Here is an 18,145-nt window from a genome sequence, read left to right as displayed (position 1 = left end):
CGCTACCCCTCAGTTCTTGGCCGGAAGATTTGACAGCACCATGCTCGCCACCTGTTTCGCCACCGCACAGGTGTCCTGATGTTCCGGTCGATCGCTGTCACCTCGGTCCACGTTCAGCGAGAACACATCTTCTGACGTCGTAGACACGTAAATCCCGCAGCTATAAGTCAGAGGCTGGCTTGTCACCATCGGATAGCCGTCGATGACTTCATCCGGCGCTGTCTTGTGCACGGTTCGCAGCACACTCGTCAACCCCCGGTTCAGGGTTGTGGAAGGTGCCAGATTCACCCGGAGGCCGTCAGTTTTGGCACCCCAAGTGCAGGTGTCCTCGCCCCAGGCTGATGGACGATGAGTGGGCTTTCCACCAGTGCCAAGCTGGGCAAGCTGATCGGCTGTCAGGAGCTGGCAGGGGTCGCTCACCGCTTCGAGGTTCTTCGGGTTGGCGACCTGCGGCATGCCTGGATCGTTCGATGCCGCCTGTGAAATTGGCGCCGTGGTCTCGATCGGTGTGCCGTCGGTTTGCTGGGTGCAGCCAACAACTCCGAGGGCAACAACGGCGACGGCGGCGAAAGCGGGGGAGGTGCGCGCGTGGCTCATAGCTTCCCGATCTGGTTCTTGTCGTCGATGCGCTCGTACTCGCGCTGGGCAGCCTCGATCTTGTCGCGGAAATCCTTCACCCAGCGCCGCATTTCGTCGATCGTCTGAACGGCGGAGCCAGGCCCAGCGGTCAGGTGTTCGATGATCTTGTTGGTGGTGTCGACGCTCACCTCATCCTTGCCGGGCGGCGGGATGCTCCGGAATTGCTGAGCATCGTCAGATGCGAGCTGGAGTTCGTCGAGCGCCGCGTCGAGATCTGCCTTGACTGCATTGAGATCTTCCGGGGCGACTTCAAAGCTGCTTGCTGCCGCCTCGGCGCTGGAGACCATGATCAAAGGAATCTGGAACATCCCTGTCACAGGATTGAGGGCAACGGGCCGGGCGATACGTGCTTGCGTCGTCGGATCGTTCGGTGCGGTCATGACTCCCTCCATAAGGTTGGTGTTGTCCGGGGCTGGATGTCCCGGATGCCCAGGACGGCGGGTGTGGCTATGACTCCTTGCCGTTGGGTGGCTTCTTGGGCGTGGCCGCCTCGCCGTTCTGGACGCCCTGGCCGCTGATTGAAATCCGTGCGCGTGGTCGCTGTTTATCGAGCTGCAGGCGGGGTCGTCCACGGGGTTGAGCTGGGATGACGGGAGGACGGGCCCGGAGAAGGTCCGCAAGATCGTCTGGGCAGGGATCGATGTCGGCAAGCACACCCACCATGTGTTCGGAGTGCGGTCGTATCTGGCCGGACACCAGGCCCATACCCGCATCATTCCGTCCATTGTGGATAAGTCGTTGGCCCTGATCGCGCTCGCACGCCGCCTGGTTGACGTCATCCGGGCACTGCTGCGCGACGGCCGCACATTCCAGATCACACCGCCAAACCAGGCTCAAGCGGCTTGACACGATCATTGGCTCGCCGAAGTTCAGCGGCTCGTACCGTCATTGGGCACTCGCATCACTGCTGAGCTTCCCGGCGCGCTCGGAAAGTGTGCGGGCCACCAATCCTGGGTCGGCTGGGGCGGTCACCAGGAACTCACCGTGCAGGTATTGGAGGTACGAACCCTGGGTGGTCCCGGTGAGCAGCACGACGCTGTCAGGGGTTCGCAGCTTGCCGCGACTGTCTCGAACCGCAACCGAGAATTCCCCGTCGTGGACGCGTTCACCAGAGACCATGCGGGCGTAGTCGCGAGCATCGTCGCTGCGGACCTTGCGGACTCGTAGTTCACGGATCGTTGCGTTTACCTGCGCATCTTTCTGATGCGCCGCAGCCGATTTGCTTGCGCTCCTGGCGTCTTCGAGTCGAATGCTCACCGCCGAGCCACGCACGGGAGTGATCTCAGGCCACAGGCCCACCAGCGCGCTGTAGGCGGAGGTCGGCCACACGGGATCGATGCGGACCTCGCGCCCCTCAACCCGGGTCCGAACCGCCTGCTCACCAGAGATCGACACCAACCCACGGACATGCTGGCCATGCTGTGACGCGAACCGCGTATCGGCCTCAGCCGACGCGTAGGCCAGCAGCCTCATGGTGTCGGCAACCCACGGAATCGCCTGGCCGGCGCGGTCGATCCATCCTCGTGCTCGTGCCTTGTCCTGGGCACTTTCCCATTCGCCTAACGGATCGTCGGGCTCTCCGAGATCGGGAAAGTACTGGAGCAGTCGAGGCGGAGGGACCAGCCATTCGTCGCCGCTTACCTGGCGCGCGAGGCCTGCGCCGTACCAGAGCGGGCCGAACAGGCTGGCGTCGAACTCCAGCGCCTCAGACACGAGCTCCCCCAAGTGGTTATGCCGTGATCTTCGGTTGTGTCGTGATCTTGGACGGCCGAGCATATCCAGCAGGGTTCGCGTTATTGGGCGAGTCGGATGCGGAGCCCCGATCCGAGCGTGTGATCTCACTCGGATGGTTGAACCATCTTCTCTCGTCCGGCGCTCGGGTTCACCGTTCTGGATGCGCCAAATGCGAGCGCTGGGTTGTCCGGCTCAGCACTGGGCAGGCAGATCCAAGGCAGGCCGAGGAAGGCGTTTGAAAAGCTGCAGGGTGTGATTGTGAGAACCGGGCTTTGACGAGGCCATGAAACGTCACCGCGGCTTGCCACTGCGAGGGCTAAGCGAGAGCGGCAAGCTGCCCGCTGGCGAGCGACAACATCCCGGCCGCTACCGGTCACGCCGTCGGGCTTCTGGTCGTCTTCTACGTCGGCACTCCGCGTCTCCTGAAGCCCAAGCTGGGCGCAGAGGTTAGCGGAGTGGATCGGCCAAGTGGGTGTGGCTGGCGAATTGGGCCGTGCCGCAGGTGGTCTTCGGCCAGGGTCCGCCGGGAGTCAGCGGGACGGGATGAAAGGGTGTCATGGTCGTCGCACGCCAGACCGTGCTTCAGGAGCTGCTCGAAGGCTCCAAGCAGTATCAGGTTCCGCTCTATCAGCGGACGTACTCGTGGAGCAGGCGACACCTTGAGCGGCTTTGGGAAGATCTGGTCAAGCGCAATCACACCCGGATAACCACCGACCCTGGCGTGCCCGAACCGCGCGCCCTGCATCTTCTTGCCATACACCTGGCGCAGCAGCGAATCAATGTCCACAAAGGTCAGCTGATCCGCGTTGGCCTCGTCGGCCAGCACGCGGGCGACCCGGCCGGCGATCGAGGGCAGGCGTTCGCGTTCCCGGTGGAGCTGATCGGTCGGAGCTGATCGGTCGTGAACCGCTGCATGCGCTGGCCGATTAGGCGGCTGGATGGTGCCCGCTCTCAGGGGCGTGACCGGGAACATCGCCCGCGAAGTCCAAATTGCGCTATTTGAGTGTTTTGAGTCGACTCGCGTGTGAGCGTGTGTCAGAGTCGGGACGTGCTTGAGGGAGATCACCGCCCGCGAGGCGGTAGGTGCGACGCGCGAGAACACGCCTTGCGCAGGACCAGGGTTCGTGGCCTGGCCGACGGGGTATCCGTCGGCCGCGGCGTGCTCCCGCCGAAGATCCGCTGATGCCGGTGAAGTGACACCAGGCCCGGGCGCAGCGCGCCACCGCGAACTCTGCTCGTGATCCGACGAAATCCACCGCGCCCGGTCGCGCCGCGCGGCGACCGGTGCTGATCGACGCTGTCAGGCGCGGGCCACCCCCTTGCCGGTGAGGATTGCCGATGACCTCGCACGACCAGGCCACCGAACTCCCCGTCTCCGAAGCCCAGCTCGGGATCTGGCTGGCCGAGCAGGCCGGTTCCGCGAGCTCCTCGCCGTACCTGTGGGGCGAGTACGCCGAGATCACCGGGCCGCTGGAGGTCGGCTTGCTGTGCACGGCGGTGCGGCTGGCCGCGCGGGAGGCCGAGGCGGTGAACACCACCTTCACCGAAGCGTCCGACGGTCGCCCGCGCCAGCACCTGCGCCAGCTCGAGCCCGCGGTGGCGGTGCACGACCTGAGCGGTGCGGACGATCCGCACGGCGCGGCACTGAGCTGGATGCGCGCCGAGCTGGACCGGCCGCTGGAGCTGCGGGACGGCCCGGTCCACGGCGCGGTGGTGCTGCGCCTGGCCGCGCAGCGGCACCTGCTTTTCCAATGGGCGCACCACATTGCCCTCGACGGTGTCGGCATGACGATGCTGACCACGCGGATCGCCGTGATCTACGACCACCTGCACCGCGGGCTCCCCGTCCCGGCCGGTCAGTGGGGCGGCCTGGCTGGGTTGCTGGCCGAAGAGGACGGCTATCGGAGTTCGGCGGAGTTCGACGCGGACCGGAGGTGGTGGCACGAGCACCTCGCCGATGGTCCCGGTTTCCTGAGCATGGCGGCCCGGCCGGCCGCTGCCGCGGCGAGTTCGCTGCGGCTGACCACCACGTTCGGCGAGGCGAAGTTCGCCGAGCTGCGCGCGGCGGCCGACCGGTTCGGCAGGCGCTGGTCGCGGCTGGTGATCGCGGCGACCGCCCTGCACACCCAGGCGATGTCGGGCAGCCGGGAGGTGGTGCTGAGCCTGCCGGTGCCGGGCCGGTTCAGCGGGTTCAGCTGGACCGTGCCGTCGATGTCGGCGAACGTGCTGCCGCTGCGGTTGCGTCTGGACCCGGCGGACACGGTCGCCGAGCTGCTCGGGCAGGTCTGCGACCGGGTGCGGTCGGTGCTGGCCCACCAGCGGTACCGAGGAGAGCGGCTGAGGCGGGAGGCCGGGTATTCCGAGGACGGCCGCAGGTTCTTCGGGCCGGTGGTCAACGTGCAGAAGTTCGCCTACGGGCTGAGCTTCGGCGATGGCACCGCGACCGTGCACAACGTGGCGGCGCCGCCGTCGGAGGACTTCTCCGTGGTCGCTTACGACCGCGGTGATGGGCTGCTGCGCTTCGACTTTGACGCGAACCCGGCCAACCACGACCGCGCAGTGCTCGCGGCCGCCCGTGACCGGTTTCTGCACCTGCTGGAGCAGTTGGTGCGGGCCGACCCGGGCACCCGGATCGCGCGACTCGAGACGACCACCCCCGCCGAACGGGCCCCGGTGCGGTCCGCGGGCACCGGGGCGGCGGGCTCCGCTCCCGCGCAAGACCTGGTGTCGCGGTTCGCCGAGCGGGTCGCCGCCGCGCCTGAGGCGTTCGCGGTGCGCGCACCCGCCACCGGTGAGCGGCTGACCTACCGCGAGCTCGACGCCCGCGCCGAGGCGCTGGCCGGCTCGTGGCGGCCGGGGCAGGTGCGGAGTCTCCGGTCGGGCTGCTCGTCGAGCGCTCGGTGGGCTTGGTGGTCGCGGTGCTGGCGGTGGTGCGGGCCGGGGCGGCGTACATGCCGCTGCACCGGGCCGACGGGGCGCACCGGTTGCGCTCCATCGCGGACGGGGCGGATCTCGCGCTGCTGATCACCGATGAGGCCACCGCGCAGGACGAGTTCACCGGCTGGTTCCGCAACACCGGGACGGTCGTGGACGTGGCAGCGGGCGGCGGCACGGCCCCGGTGACCGCTGCGGCGATCACGCCGGGCCGGTTGGCCTGCGTCATGTTCACCTCGGGTTCCACCGGCACGCCGAAAGGCGTCGCGATCACGCACGAGAACGTGGTGCGCTTGACCGAGGACCGGTGGTGGGCCGAGGGCGCCGCCGAGCGGGTGCTGCTGCACTCCCCGCACGCCTTCGACGCGTTGACCTTGGAGCTGTGGGTCCCGCTGCTGACCGGTGGTGAGGTCGTGCTCGCCCCGCCGGGCGAAGCGGATCTGCAGGTGCTGGGTGAGGTGGTCGCCGGGTGCGGGGTGACCGGGTTGTGGTTGACGGCGGGATTGTTCGACGCGGTCAGCCAGGAGGCCCCGGGGTGGCTGCGCGGTGTCCGGCAGGTCTGGACGGGCGGCGACGTGGTCCCGGCGGCGGCGGTGCGCCGGGTCCGGGCGGTCGTCCCGGAGCTCGTGGTGGTCAACGGCTACGGCCCGACCGAGACGACCGTGTTCGCCACTCGCCACGTCGTCGACTCCGAGGACGCCACCGCGGTGCCCATCGGCGCGCCGATCGACGGCAAGCGGGTGCACCTGCTCGACGCCGCGCTGCGGCCGGTGCCGCTGGGCGCGGTCGGGGAGCTCTATCTGGCCGGGTTCGGACTGGCTCGCGGTTACCTGGCCGATCCGGCCGCGACGGTGCAGCGGTTCGTGGCCTGCCCGTACGGGGCGCCGGGCGAGCGGATGTACCGAACTGGTGATCTGGCGCGGTGGAACCCGGACGGCACGCTGCACTTCGCCGGCCGCGGCGACGGCCAGGTCAAGTTGCGCGGTCACCGCATCGAGACGGGGGAGGTCGACGCCGCGCTGGGGCGGGCCGAGGGCGTGCGGCAGGCGGCGACGGTGCTGCGTGAGGGGGAAACCGGGCGGCGGCTGGTGTCCTACGTCGTGGCCGAGCAGGCGGATCCGGCCGCGTTGCGGCAGCACGTGGCCGCGCTGCTGCCGCCGTTCATGGTGCCCTCGCAATTCGTGGTGGTGGCGGAGTTGCCGTTGAACCGCAACGGGAAGCTGGACCGCGCCGCCCTGCCCGATCCGGCCGAAGACTCCGCGCCGCAGGAAGCGCCCACCGAATCCCCGGTCCCGGCGTCGGCGGCCGAGGAGCTGCTGGCCGGGTTGTTCCGCGAGGTGCTCGGCTTGGCCGAGGTGCCGCCGGACCGGGACTTCTTCGCCCTGGGCGGTGACAGCATCAAGGCGATCCAGCTCGCCAGCCGGGCCCGGCGCGGTGGCCTCGAACTCGGCACCTCCGACGTGTTCCGCCACCCGACCGTTGCCGCGCTGGCCAAGCGGGTGGGTGCGGCCGCACCGGCGCTGCCGGGGCCGGGTGCTGCGGTCGGTCCGCTGCCGTTGACGCCGATCATGCACTGGCTGCGGGAACGCGGCGGTGCGTTGGCCGGGTTCGCCCAGTGCGCGACGCTGCGGGTGCCCGCCGTGGGGGAGCAGGGGCTGCGGTCGGTGCTCTCGTCGCTGGTGCGACGGCACGACGCGCTGCGGTTGAAGCTCACGGCCGCCGGTGGGCTGTGGAACCTGCAGGTCGCGGCGCAGGCCGGGTACGACTTCGCGCGGGTGGACGTGCGTGAGCTCGCCGAGCAGCGCAGGCGGGAGCTGGCGGGGCAGTGGGCGCGACGCGCGCAGGCGCGGCTGGACATCGAGACCGGCCCGGCGGTGAGCGCGGTGTGGCTGGATGCCGGTGGCGAGCCGGGCACGCTCGTGCTCGCGGTGCACCACTTGGCCGTGGACGGGGTGTCGTGGCGGATCCTGCTCGACGACCTGCGCGAGGCGGGGCAGGTCGTGCTCGGTGGGAGGTCCCCGAGAGCGGAGGTCGCGGGGACCTCGTTCGCGCAGTGGGCGCGGGCGCTGCCCGAGCACGCGCGGGAACCGGGAACGCAGGCGGAGTTCCCGTGGTGGCGTCAGGTCGCCGAGGTCAGCGGGCCGTCGGCGCAGCCGGGCGCGGAGTCCGACCGCGGCCACCTGTCGTTGCAGCTGCCCGAAGAGATCACCGCCGGTTTGCTGGAGCAGGCAACCGCCGTTTTCGGCTGCTCCGCCGACACGTTGCTGCTGAGCGCGTTCGCTCTCGCGGTGGCCGACGGGCCCGCAGTGCTGGTGGACGTGGAGCGGCACGGGCGCGAGGAGTTCGGCGGGTTCGACCTCTCGCGCACCGTCGGTTGGTTCACCACGCAGTTCCCGGTGCAGCTGCAACCGGGGGCGGCTCAGCAGGACCGCCGCCTGCTCGGCGAGGTGGTCGAGAACGTGCGGGCCGCGCTGGGTGCGGTGCCGCGCAACGGTTTCGGCTACGGCCTGCTGCGCTACCTGAACCCGCAGAGCGCCCCGGTCCTTGCGGGCGGGCCGCGACCGCGGTTCGGGTTCAACTACCTCGGCAGGTTCGACGCGGGCAGCGACGCGGACTGGTGCCCGCGCCCGTTGGCGCCGGTGCTTGGCTCGTCGATGCCGCAGGACATGCGGATGGTGCACCTGGTCGAGCTGGATTGCGCGGTCACCGACGAGCCCGCCGGGCCGCGGCTGACCGCGAACTGGTCCTGGGACGGGCAACTGCTTGGCGAGCGCGAGGCCGCGGTCCTGGGCGAGCGCTGGTTCGCGGTGCTCGGCGCGATGGCCGAGCACGCGCGGGAGGGTGCCGGGCAGCGGGCGGACACGGTGCTGCCGCTGCCGCCGCTGGCGCAGGGGCTGCTCTTCCACTCGATGTACGACGCGCAGGCCGCCGATCCCTACCTGGTGCGGTTCGTCTTCGAGCTCACCGGAGAGCTCGACGAGCAGCGGCTGCGCGAGGCGGTGCACGCGTTGCTGCGCAGGCACCCGCAGCTGTCGGCGGCGTTCCGCCATGACGCTGAAGGAGTGCCGGTGCAGGTCTGGCCGGCGAGCTTCAACATCGAGTGGACGCGGCGGGAGGACGCCACGGCGCAGGAGGTCTCGCGGTTCCTCGACGCCGACCGGGCGCGGCGCTTCGACCTGGCCGAGGCCCCGGTGTGGCGGGCGGCGCTGCTGGGCGCGGGCGCGGACCGGCACGTGCTGGTGCTCAGCACCCACCACATCGTGATCGACGGGTGGTCCACGCCGATCCTGATCAACGACCTTTTCGCGCTCTATGCCGGGGCGGCGCTGCCCGCACCCGCCGACTACCGGCGGTTCCTGGACTGGACGCGGGAGCGCGACGGCGCCGCGCACGAGGAGGTCTGGCGCACGATCTTGTCCGATGTGGATGGTCCGACGCTGGTGGCCCCGGCGGCGGGCCGTGGCGCCGAGGACCGAGGCCGGGTGTTAGACCGGCTCGACGCGGTCGGCACCGACGCGGTGCGGCGCACCGCGCAGCGGCTGGGTTCGACGGTGAGCACCGTGGTGCAGCTGGCGTGGGCGATGCTGCTGGGCGCGCTGACCGGTCGCGATGACGTGGTCTTCGGTGCCACGGTCGCCGGCCGCCCGCCGGAGCTGCCGGGGGTGGAGGACGTCGTCGGGCTGCTGATCAACACCGTTCCGGTGCGGGTGCGGCTCGATCCGCGACGCACCGTGGCCGAAGCGCTGGCGGCACTGCGGGACCAGCAGCTCGCGGTGCTCGAGCACCAGCATGCGGACCTGACGCGGCTGCAGGCCATCGCCGGGTACGGAGAGCTGTTCGACACCGCGGTGGTCTTCGAGAACTACCCGTCGGATGACCCCGACGCCCACCCCGTGCCGGGGCTGCGGGTTACCGGCGTCGAAGTGCTCGACGGCACGCATTACCCGCTGTCGCTGATCGTGGTGCCCGGTGATCAGCTCGGGTTCCGGCTCGACCACCGCCTCGACGTGCTCGGCGAGGCCGCGGCGCGGCGGCTGCTTCGGCGGCTGGCCGCGGTGCTGGCCCGGATCGGCGCGACACCGCACTCCCGCCTCGGCGAGATCACGCTGCTGCTGCCCGGCGAAGACCTTGACACCGCAGCGATCTCGCCGCCCGGACTGCAGCACGCCGCGCTGCCGGAGCTGTTCGAGGTGCACGCCGTGGCTCACCCCGAGGCCGTCGCGGTCTCGTTCGGGGCGGAACGGCTCACATACGGCGAGCTCAACGAACGGGCGAACCGGCTGGCGCGGCTGCTGATCGCGCGCGGCGCCGGGCCGGAACGGCTGGTGGCGCTGGCGTTGCCGCGTTCGCTGGACCTGGTGGTGGCTTTGCTGGCGGCGCTGAAATCCGGGGCGGGGTACCTGCCGCTGGACCCGGAACACCCGTCGCACCGCCGACGCCGAGCCGGTGGTGATCGTCTCGGTGCGCGCGCTGCGGCCGGTGCTGCCGGCGCATCCCGGCGCGCTGCTGCTCGACGATCCCCGAACCAGAGCCGAACTGGCCGCCGCCGGGGCCGAGGCCCTGCGGGTGCCCGTCCACCCGGACCACGCGGCCTACGTGATCTACACGTCCGGTTCGACCGGTGAACCCAAGGGCGTGGTGGTCTCGCACCGCAACGTCCTGCGGCTGCTGGAGGTCACCGACGGCCTCTTCGGGTTTGGGCCCGATGACGTGCACGCGCTGTTTCACTCCTGCGCGTTCGACGTGTCGGTGTGGGAACTGTGGAGCGCGCTGGGCCGGGGCGGGCGGCTGGTGGTGGTGCCGGGCGAGGTCACCCGCGCGCCTCGGGCGCTGCGGGATCTGCTGGACGCCGAAGGGGTCACAGCGCTGTCCCAGACGCCGTCGGCGTTTTACCAGCTCGCGCAGGAAGAACCCGGCGGCGGACTGCCCGCGCTGCGCCACGTGGTCTTCGCCGGGGAAGCGCTGGACCCGGCCCGGCTGCGTGGCTGGCACGGCCAGCAGCGGCCGAGGCTGGTCAACATGTACGGCATCACCGAGACCACGGTGCACGCCACCTGGGCGCTGCTGTCCGACCCGGCCGAGACGCGCAGCGTGATCGGGACGGCGCTGGCGGACCTGCGGCTGCACCTGCTCGACCACGCGCTGCGCCCGGTGCCGCCGGGATGTCCAGGGGAGATCTACCTGGGCGGGCCCGGGGTGGCGCGCGGATACCTGGGGCGGGCGGGGCTGACCGCCGCCCGGTTCGTCGCTGACCCGTTCGGGCCCGCCGGTGCGCGGTTGTACCGCTCCGGCGACCTGGCGCGGGCGCTGCCGGACGGGTCCTTGGAGTACCTGGGGCGCGTCGACCTGCAGGTGAAGGTGCGCGGTTTCCGCATCGAACCCGCCGAGGTGGAGCACGTCCTCGAACTGCACCCGTCGGTGGCCCGCGCGGTGGTGCTCGCCCAGCACGACGACACCGGCGGCGGCCGGCTGGTCGCCTACGTCGTGCCCACCACCGAGGTCGATCCCGCTCAGTTGCGGGAGCACGCCGCGATGCTGCTGCCCGCGCACATGGTTCCCGCATTCGTCGTCGCCGTCGCCGAGATCCCGCTGACCGCCAACGGAAAGCTGGACCGCGCCGCGTTGCCGGAGCCCGGGAGCGGGCGTGGGCGCGCTGCGGGCCGGGCACCCGGGGGGCCGCTGGAGCGGTTCCTGTGCGAGGCGTTCGCCGCGACGCTGGGCATACCGGAGATCGGGGTGCAGGAGAGCTTCTTCGACAGCGGCGGGCACTCGCTGCTGGCCACCCGGCTGATCAACCGGGTGCGCTCCGGGCTCGGCGTGGAACTCGACATCCGCACCCTGTTCGACGCGCCGACCGTGGCCGAACTCGCTGGCCACGTCGCCCGGGCCCGCACCCGCGACCGGCCCTCGCTGCGCCCGGACCGGCGGCCACAGCACGTACCGCTCTCACCCGCGCAGCGGCGGCTGTGGTTCATCAGCGGCTTCGACGAGTTCGCGACCACCTACAACATGCGCTTCGCGGTGCGCCTGGACGGGCCGCTGTCGGCCACCGCGCTGCGCGCGGCGCTGGGCGACGTCGTGGCCAGGCACGAGAGCCTGCGCACGGTGGTCGCCGAATCCGACGACGGACCGTGGCAGCAGGTGCGCAGCCCCGAGCAGTTGCGGTTCGAGCACGTCCAGGTCACCGAGGCCGATCTAGCTGCGCGGCTGGCGGCGGACTCGGCGCACCGATTCGACCTCGCGGCCGAGCTGCCGATCCGCGCGACCCTCTACGAGCACGGTCCCGGCCAGCACGTGCTGCTGGTGCTGCTGCACCACATCGCGGTGGACGGCTGGTCGCTGGCCCCGCTGGCCCGCGACCTGTCCACCGCCTACCGGGCCAGGTCCACCGGTCGAAGCCCGCATTGGCCCACCAGCCCGGTGCAGTACGCCGACTTCACCGTCTGGCAGCAGGCGATCGACGCCGAGCCGCAGCTGCGGCACTGGACGAAGGTGCTCGCCGGTGCCCCCGAACTGCTCCCGCTGCCCACCGACCACCCCCGCCCGCCGGTCTCGGCGCACCGCGGCGAGACGATCGAGGTGGCCCTGGATGCGAAGCTGCACGCGGCGGTGCTGCGGCTGGCCCAGGACCACGACGTCAGCCCGTTCATGGTGCTGCACGCCGCGTTCGCCGCCCTGCTGTGCAGGCTCGGCGCCGGTGAGGACATCCCGATCGGCACCCCGGTGGCCGGGCGCAACGACGCCGCGCTGCACGACGCGGTGGGCTGCTTCGTCAACACCGTCGTGCTGCGTACCGACCTGTCCGGGCGGCCCAGCTTCAGCGAACTGCTGCGGCGGGTCCGGGCGGCCGACCTCGACGCCTTCGACCACCAGGAGGTGCCCATCGAGCGGCTGGTGGAACTGCTCAACCCGGCCCGATCGCTGGGCCACCACCCGCTGTTCCAGGTGATGCTGGCCTTCCAGGACACCCCGTCGCAGGAATTCGACCTGCCCGGCATCAGCACCGAGCAGGTGGCGCTGCACGGCGAGTCCTCCCGGCTGGACCTGCTGCTGAGCCTGCGCCAGAACCACACCCCGACCGGAATGCCCGAGGGCATCACCGGGGTGCTGGAGTACGACACCGAACTGTTCGCCCCGGACACCGCGCGGAAGCTGATCAGCCGCTTCGAGCTCCTGCTGCGCGCCGCGGCCGACGCGCCCGGCACACCGATCGCCGAGCTGCCCGTGGTTTCCGAGCAGGAGCACCACTGGCTGGTCCACGGCTGCAACGACACCGCCCGCCAGGCCCCGCCGACCCCGTTGCACGAGCTGTTCGCCGCGCAGGTCGCCCGAACCCCGCACGCCGAGGCGGTGCTGCACGACCACGCAGCGCTGACGTTCCGGGAACTCGACCAGCGGGTGCGGGAGATCGCCGCGCAGCTCACCGAGCACGGCATCGGCCCGGGAGCGCTGGTGGCCTCGGCCCTGCCCCGCACACCCGACCTGCTCGCCACGATGCTGGCCGTAATGCGCACCGGCGCCGCCTGCCTGCCCTGCGAACCGGACTGGCCCGCCGCGCGCACCGACGCCGTGCTGGACGACGCCCGGCCCGCGCTCGTCGTCGGCACCGACGCGCGCGGCGAGCTGAGCTTCACCCGCCCCGGCCGATCACCCGCACCAATCGCGACCGGTACCGCTTACGTCATCTACACCTCCGGCTCCACCGGCCGCCCCAAGGGCGTGGTCGTGGCCCACCGCGCGGTGGTGAACCTGCTGGCCGCGCTGGCCGAGCTCCTGGAAGTCGGCGCGCGGGACCGGGTGCTGGCCACCGCCCCGGCGGGATTCGACATGTCCGTGCCGGAGTTCTACCTCGGCGCGCTCACCGGCGCGGCCGTGGTCCTAGCCGACCGCGACACCACCCGTGATCCCGATGCGCTGCTGGAGCTGGTCGAACGGCAGCGGGTGACGGTAATGCATGCGACACCGTCGCTGTGGCGCACCCTGGCCGCCGGCCGGCCGCGGGCGCTGCGCGGCATCCGCGGGGTGATCGGCGGCGAGGCCGTGCCCGGCCCGCTGGCTGAGCGGCTGCGCGGACTCGGGGTGCGGCTGCTGGCCTGCTACGGCCCCACCGAGACGACGGTCTGGTCCAGCGCCTGCCCGGTCGAAGGCCGGCAGCGGGAGGTTGTGCCACTGGGCCGTCCGTTATGGAACACCGCCTGCCACGTGCTCGACGAGCGGCTGCGCCCGGCACCGCCGGGCGCCGTCGGCGAGCTCTACATCTCCGGACTCGGCGTGGCCACCGGCTACCTGCACCGGGCGGCGCTGAGCGCACAGCGGTTCGTCGCCGACCCGTTCGGCCCGCCCGGCACCCGCATGTACCGCACCGGCGACCTCGCCTCCCGCGCACCGGACGGATCGCTGCGCTTCCACGGCCGCGCGGACGAGCAGGTCAAGATCCGCGGCCACCGCGTCGAACCGAGCGAGGTCGAGGCCGCGCTGCTCGGGCACCCGCAGGTGCGCGCCGCCGCGGTGACCGTGCACGCGCACGACGCCCACGACCGCAGGCTCGTCGCGCACCTGGTCGCACCCGGCGTGGATCTCGCCTCGGTGCGCGAGCACCTCAGGGCGAGGCTGCCCGGATACATGATCCCGTCGCGGCTGCTGACCTGCGACGAACTGCCCCTCTCGGCGAACGGGAAGCTGCTGCGCGACCGGCTGCCCACCCCGGCCGAGGACACCGCAGCAGAGCAGTCCGCAGCCGGGGAACCGGACGTGGCGGCGCCGGTGCGGGTGTTGTGCGAGATCTTCGCCGAGGTGCTGGGGACCGCCCGCGTGGGGCCGGAGGAGAACTTCTTCGAACTCGGCGGGCATTCGCTGATCACTGCCCCCCTGATCGCCCGGATCCGCTCGCGGCTCGGCCTGCGCGCGAAGGTCCGCGACGTGTTCGAGGCGGGCACCCCGGCGGCGCTGCACCGCGCGCTGACCGGCCCGTCCGCAGCAGGACGGCACCTGCTGCCGCTGCGCTCCGGTGGTCAGGCCGCGCCGCTGTACTGCGTGCACCCGCTCAGCGGCCTGGGCTGGTCGTACGCCGGGCTGCTGGCCCACCTCGATCACGACCAGCCCGTCTACGCGCTGCAAGGTGACGCAGGCGCGCGGCCACCGGGCAGCATCGAGGAGATGGCCGAGCGCTACCTGCAGGAGATCCGCTCGGCGCATCCGCGCGGACCGCTGCACCTGCTCGGCTGGTCCTTCGGCGGCCTCGTCGCCCACCACATGGCGATCAAGGCGCGCGAGCGGGACCTGCAGGTCGGCTTGCTGTGCCTGATCGACCCACCGCTGGGTGCCGAGCCCGCACCGATCGACGCGCAGCGGGTGTATCGCATCCTGCTCACCGCCATCGGCCACGACGACCAACCCGAGGGGGATCTGGCGTTCGAGGCGGTCTCGCAGCTGCTGCGCCGAGACGACGGCGCGTTCGCCGCGTTCACCGAAGCCGGCATCGCCCGCACCGTAGCCACCGCCCGGCACAACGCCGAACTGCTGCGCGGCCACCGGCCGGGCCACTACCCCGGCGACGCCGTGCACATCGCGGCCGAAGCCGGTCCAGGAGCCCGGGCGTGGCGCGCGCACGTCGGCGGCGAGCTGGCCACCTATCGGATCGACCTGCCGCACGACCGGCTCATGCAACCCGAGCACGTCGGCGAGATAGCCCGCATCGTGCGCGACCACCTCACCGAGCAGAAGGGCCACGGCATCCCATGACCAACCCGTTCGACGACGAGGACGGCACGTTCCTGGTGCTGCGCAACGAGCAGGCGCAGCACTCCCTGTGGCCGGCGTTCGCCGCGGTGCCCGCGGGCTGGGAGGTGGTGTGTGAAGAGACCAGCCGTGCGGAGGCGCTCAGGTACGTCGAGCTCAACTGGACCGACCTGCGCCCGGCGAACCTGCGCGAGACGCCCTGAGCTGTTCTCGCCCGCGCTCCGCGAGATCGCCTGGCCGAGCGCGGCGTCGCAGCTGCCCTCGCCAGCGGACCGCGAACCCGCGGAGCTGCCGGTGGGCGTCGCGGGCCACCCGCGCCGATCGGAACGACGACACGACAACCCCGTGCACCGCACAGGTATGCACACCGTCAACGACCAGGAGTAATCACCGGTGGATCACCGCAGCGAACTGGCCGACCTTCCCGCCGGGGCACGGGTGGTCATCCGCCTTCCCAGCGGCCCCGGGCTCGCTTCGGCGCTTCTGGAGTGCTTCGAACGCGAACTGGTCGCCGTGCCTATGGCACCGCGGGCTGGGGATGCGCAGCTCGACGGCATCGTGGACCGAGTCTCGGCCAGCGCGGTCGTCGACGGCCGGGGCTCGACGAGCTCGCTGCGCCGGACCGGGCTGCCCGCCGGGCACCCCGACGCCGCAGGACTGGCGCTGATCATGTTCACCTCGGGCTCGACCGGCACCCCCAAGGGCGTCATGCTCAGCCGCCGCGCCGTGGTGGGCAACGCGACCAAGACCGCCGCGCTGCACGGCATCCGACCCGGCCGCCCGCACGGGACGTGCCTGCCGCTGCACCACTGCAACGCGCTGGTCATGTCGCTGCTGGGCACCCATCTGACCGGGGCGCGGCTGGTGCTGCACCCGCCCGCGGACCCGACGGGTTACTTCGCCGCGCTCGAGCAGGCCGGGGCCCGCACCGCCTCGATCGTGCCCGCCCTGTTGCCGGACCTGCTGGAAGCCGCGCCGCCGTGGCCCGACAAGCTCGACTACCTGATCACCGCCGCCGCCCCGCTGACCGGCGACCTCGCCCGCCGGTTCCACCGCACCTACGGGCCGCGGCTGCGCCAGGGCTACGGGCTGACCGAAGCGGTCAACTTCAGCGCCACCATGCCCGCACCTGACGAGGCCGGGTTCACCGAGCACTACCTCGACCGGTTCCCGCCGGTCGGGCTGGCGCTGCCGGACACGCGCCTGCGCCTGGAGGGCGGCGAGGTCTGGATCAGCACGCCGGATCTGATGGACGGCTACTGGCAAAACCCCGCCGCCACCGCCGAGGCCATCACCGCCGACGGCTGGCTGCGCACCGGCGATCTCGGCGAATTCCGTGGCGATCTGCTGGTGCTCAAGGGCCGCACCAAGGAACGCATCGACCGCGGCGGCGAGAAGCACTACCCGCTCGACGTCGAACGCTGCTGGCGCGAAGACGGCCTGACCGGCCGGTTCGCCGCCGTCGGCGTCACCGAGGCCACGCTCGGCCAGGAGATCGGCCTAGTCGCCACCGACCAGCCCGTCGACCGGCTGCAGCAGTTGTGCGAGCGCACCGAGCTGCGCCCGGCGGTGCTGCGCATCGGCGACTTCCGCGCCACCGCCACCGGGAAACCGCAGCGTTCGCTGATGGGCGCCACGCTCGCCGCCCGCCGCGAAAGCCCCTCCCGCTACGAGCGCCTGCTGCGCTACGCCGCAGCCACCGCGCACGAACTGCTGCGCGGCACCCCGCACCCTGACGTGCCGCTGCAGAAGGTGCTCGCCCTGGCCGAGCGCGTCCCGGAACCCGACTCGCTGGAGCCGACCGGCGAACCGGTCTACGAGGCGTTCGACTCGCTACGCCTCGGCTGCGACGCGGATCCCGAGCGGCGCGCGGCCGACCGGGCGGTGCTGCGGGCCAAGCTCACCGCATCGTGGCCCCTGTCGTCGTACACCGAACTGGCCGCCGCCGTGGCCGAGGTGCAGGGCGCGCCCGGGGGCGCGGTGCCCTTCGGCGTGGAGACCACCCTCGACGACGGGCGACTGGTGCTGCTGCCGCACGCACCAGCGGCCACCGCAGGCGGCCTGCCGTGGGCGTTGGACCTGTTGTGGACCTATCTCAACGACGGAAGAACCGGCCACTGCGCCGACCGATGGGCCCGGCTGCGCCGGTTGCGGCACGACGGCTTCGCCATTGCGGGTTTCTCCGCGTTACGGGCCGGGCGCCATGACCTCGGCGGAGTCATCTGGGCAGTCCGCCCCACCGAGGAGGAGTAACCATGCCGCACGACGACCTGCACATCGCGACCTGGGCGAAGAGCTCGATCGGCCCCGACCACACCGAACTGCGCGTGGACCACGGGGAGCTGGCGGTGCCCATGCACGGCACCGCCGCGGCCAGCGGTCAGCAGCTTGCCACCAACGGCGAGATCGGCGCCGACCTGATCCGGCTGCCGGCCGGGCAGGGTTTCGTGCCGCACACCCATCCGGGCCACCACGTGCTGACCGTGGTGGCCGGGACGGGGACCATCACCTACGGCGGGCGGATCCACGAGACCCATGCCGGGCAGACCTTCATCATCGAAGGACAGGTGCCGCACGCGGTGGGCGCGATCACCGATCATCTGATCGTCGCGGTCGGCGCCCCGCACAAACGCATCGACTCCACCGACCGCATGACGCCGGTGCCCTATGAGGAGGTCACCGCCGACGGTGGTGAGCTGACCTGCATGATCTGCGACAAGACCGCCGGGGCTCCGCGCTACCTGCACTCGGTGGACTGCCAGCACTGCCCGTGCCGGGAGTGTGCCGGGATGCCGGGCTGATCCGGCCAGCCACCGGACATTCGCCAACCACACCGAGTCGTGTCCGGTCACCAGTCGAACCGCCAGCCGACCTCAGCACAGGCGCGCATGGTCGCCGCGAAGACGGCCTCGTCCCAGCCATCAGTTCGCGGTTGGTCGCTCGGGCGGCATCGAGCTCGCGGCTCCAACGTCGAGTGGATGGATGACTGCCTGGTGTTGGAAACGGACCGCGCGCCACGGCGTGGGAACTGGTCGTCGGCAAGCCGTGGGTGCCGCACCCAGAGGCACCCACCGGGCAGCGGTTGGGGCGTGCCTCATGA

At 71.5% G+C, this 18,145-nt stretch carries 8 protein-coding genes and 3 pseudogenes; 8 read left to right on the top strand and 3 right to left on the bottom strand.

The genetic code is table 11. The features are described from left to right. Nucleotides 1-9: 9 nt before the first annotated feature. Together SSPN_RS51070 and SSPN_RS0115630 are read right to left on the bottom strand one after the other, a co-directional pair. Complete coding sequence (locus SSPN_RS51070; RefSeq protein ID WP_083821730.1) at nucleotides 10-597, bottom strand: DUF3558 domain-containing protein; 588 nt, start codon at nucleotides 595-597, stop codon at nucleotides 10-12. Then, a complete protein-coding gene (locus SSPN_RS0115630; protein ID WP_029535373.1) occupies nucleotides 594-1,019 on the bottom strand; it encodes a PE domain-containing protein in 426 nt (141 codons plus the stop codon). The genes SSPN_RS51070 and SSPN_RS0115630 overlap by 4 nt, the downstream gene beginning before the upstream one ends. A 196-nt stretch (nucleotides 1,020-1,215) precedes the next feature. On the opposite strand from SSPN_RS0115630, the gene SSPN_RS53730 reads away from it, so the two are divergent. Then, nucleotides 1,216-1,485, top strand: coding sequence for a hypothetical protein (locus tag SSPN_RS53730; RefSeq protein ID WP_010696085.1), 270 nt, complete (start codon nucleotides 1,216-1,218; stop codon nucleotides 1,483-1,485). Between the two features lie 39 nt (nucleotides 1,486-1,524). On the opposite strand, the gene SSPN_RS0115620 is transcribed toward SSPN_RS53730, so the two are convergent. After that, nucleotides 1,525-2,352, bottom strand: a complete 828-nt coding sequence (locus tag SSPN_RS0115620; protein ID WP_158309569.1) for an ESX secretion-associated protein EspG — start codon at nucleotides 2,350-2,352, stop codon at nucleotides 1,525-1,527. Nucleotides 2,353-2,929: 577 nt separating this feature from the next. On the opposite strand from SSPN_RS0115620, the pseudogene SSPN_RS62635 reads away from it, so the two are divergent. The 7 genes and pseudogenes from SSPN_RS62635 to SSPN_RS0115590 all read left to right on the top strand — a co-directional run. Next, nucleotides 2,930-3,010: pseudogene (locus SSPN_RS62635) on the top strand (hypothetical protein); the annotation flags it as partial. 701 nt (nucleotides 3,011-3,711) lie between these two features. Beyond that, nucleotides 3,712-5,031, top strand: a pseudogene (locus tag SSPN_RS48895) (condensation domain-containing protein); the annotation flags it as partial. A 188-nt stretch (nucleotides 5,032-5,219) separates the two neighbouring features. Continuing rightward, nucleotides 5,220-10,854, top strand: a pseudogene (locus SSPN_RS59775) (amino acid adenylation domain-containing protein); the annotation flags it as partial. After that, a complete protein-coding gene (locus SSPN_RS48890; RefSeq protein ID WP_474716994.1) occupies nucleotides 10,840-15,048 on the top strand; it encodes a non-ribosomal peptide synthetase in 4,209 nt (1,402 codons plus the stop codon). The pseudogene SSPN_RS59775 and the gene SSPN_RS48890, both read left to right, overlap by 15 nt. Further along, nucleotides 15,045-15,248 carry an MbtH family protein gene (locus SSPN_RS0115600; protein WP_010696079.1) on the top strand — a complete coding sequence of 68 codons (204 nt, stop codon included), beginning with the start codon at nucleotides 15,045-15,047 and terminating at the stop codon, nucleotides 15,246-15,248. The genes SSPN_RS48890 and SSPN_RS0115600 overlap by 4 nt, the downstream gene beginning before the upstream one ends. A 190-nt stretch (nucleotides 15,249-15,438) precedes the next feature. Then, on the top strand, nucleotides 15,439-17,298 hold the full coding sequence (locus SSPN_RS0115595) for a class I adenylate-forming enzyme family protein (protein ID WP_010696078.1): 1,860 nt from the start codon (nucleotides 15,439-15,441) through the stop codon (nucleotides 17,296-17,298). Nucleotides 17,299-17,300: 2 nt separating this feature from the next. Beyond that, complete coding sequence (locus tag SSPN_RS0115590) at nucleotides 17,301-17,846, top strand: cupin domain-containing protein (RefSeq protein WP_010696077.1); 546 nt, start codon at nucleotides 17,301-17,303, stop codon at nucleotides 17,844-17,846. Nucleotides 17,847-18,145: the final 299 nt, after the last annotated feature.

Source organism: Saccharopolyspora spinosa NRRL 18395 (genome assembly GCF_000194155.1).
Classification (GTDB): Bacteria; Actinomycetota; Actinomycetes; order Mycobacteriales; family Pseudonocardiaceae; genus Saccharopolyspora; species Saccharopolyspora spinosa.
Note: the sequence above shows the minus strand (reverse complement) of the source record. Positions and strands in the feature narration are given on the sequence as shown.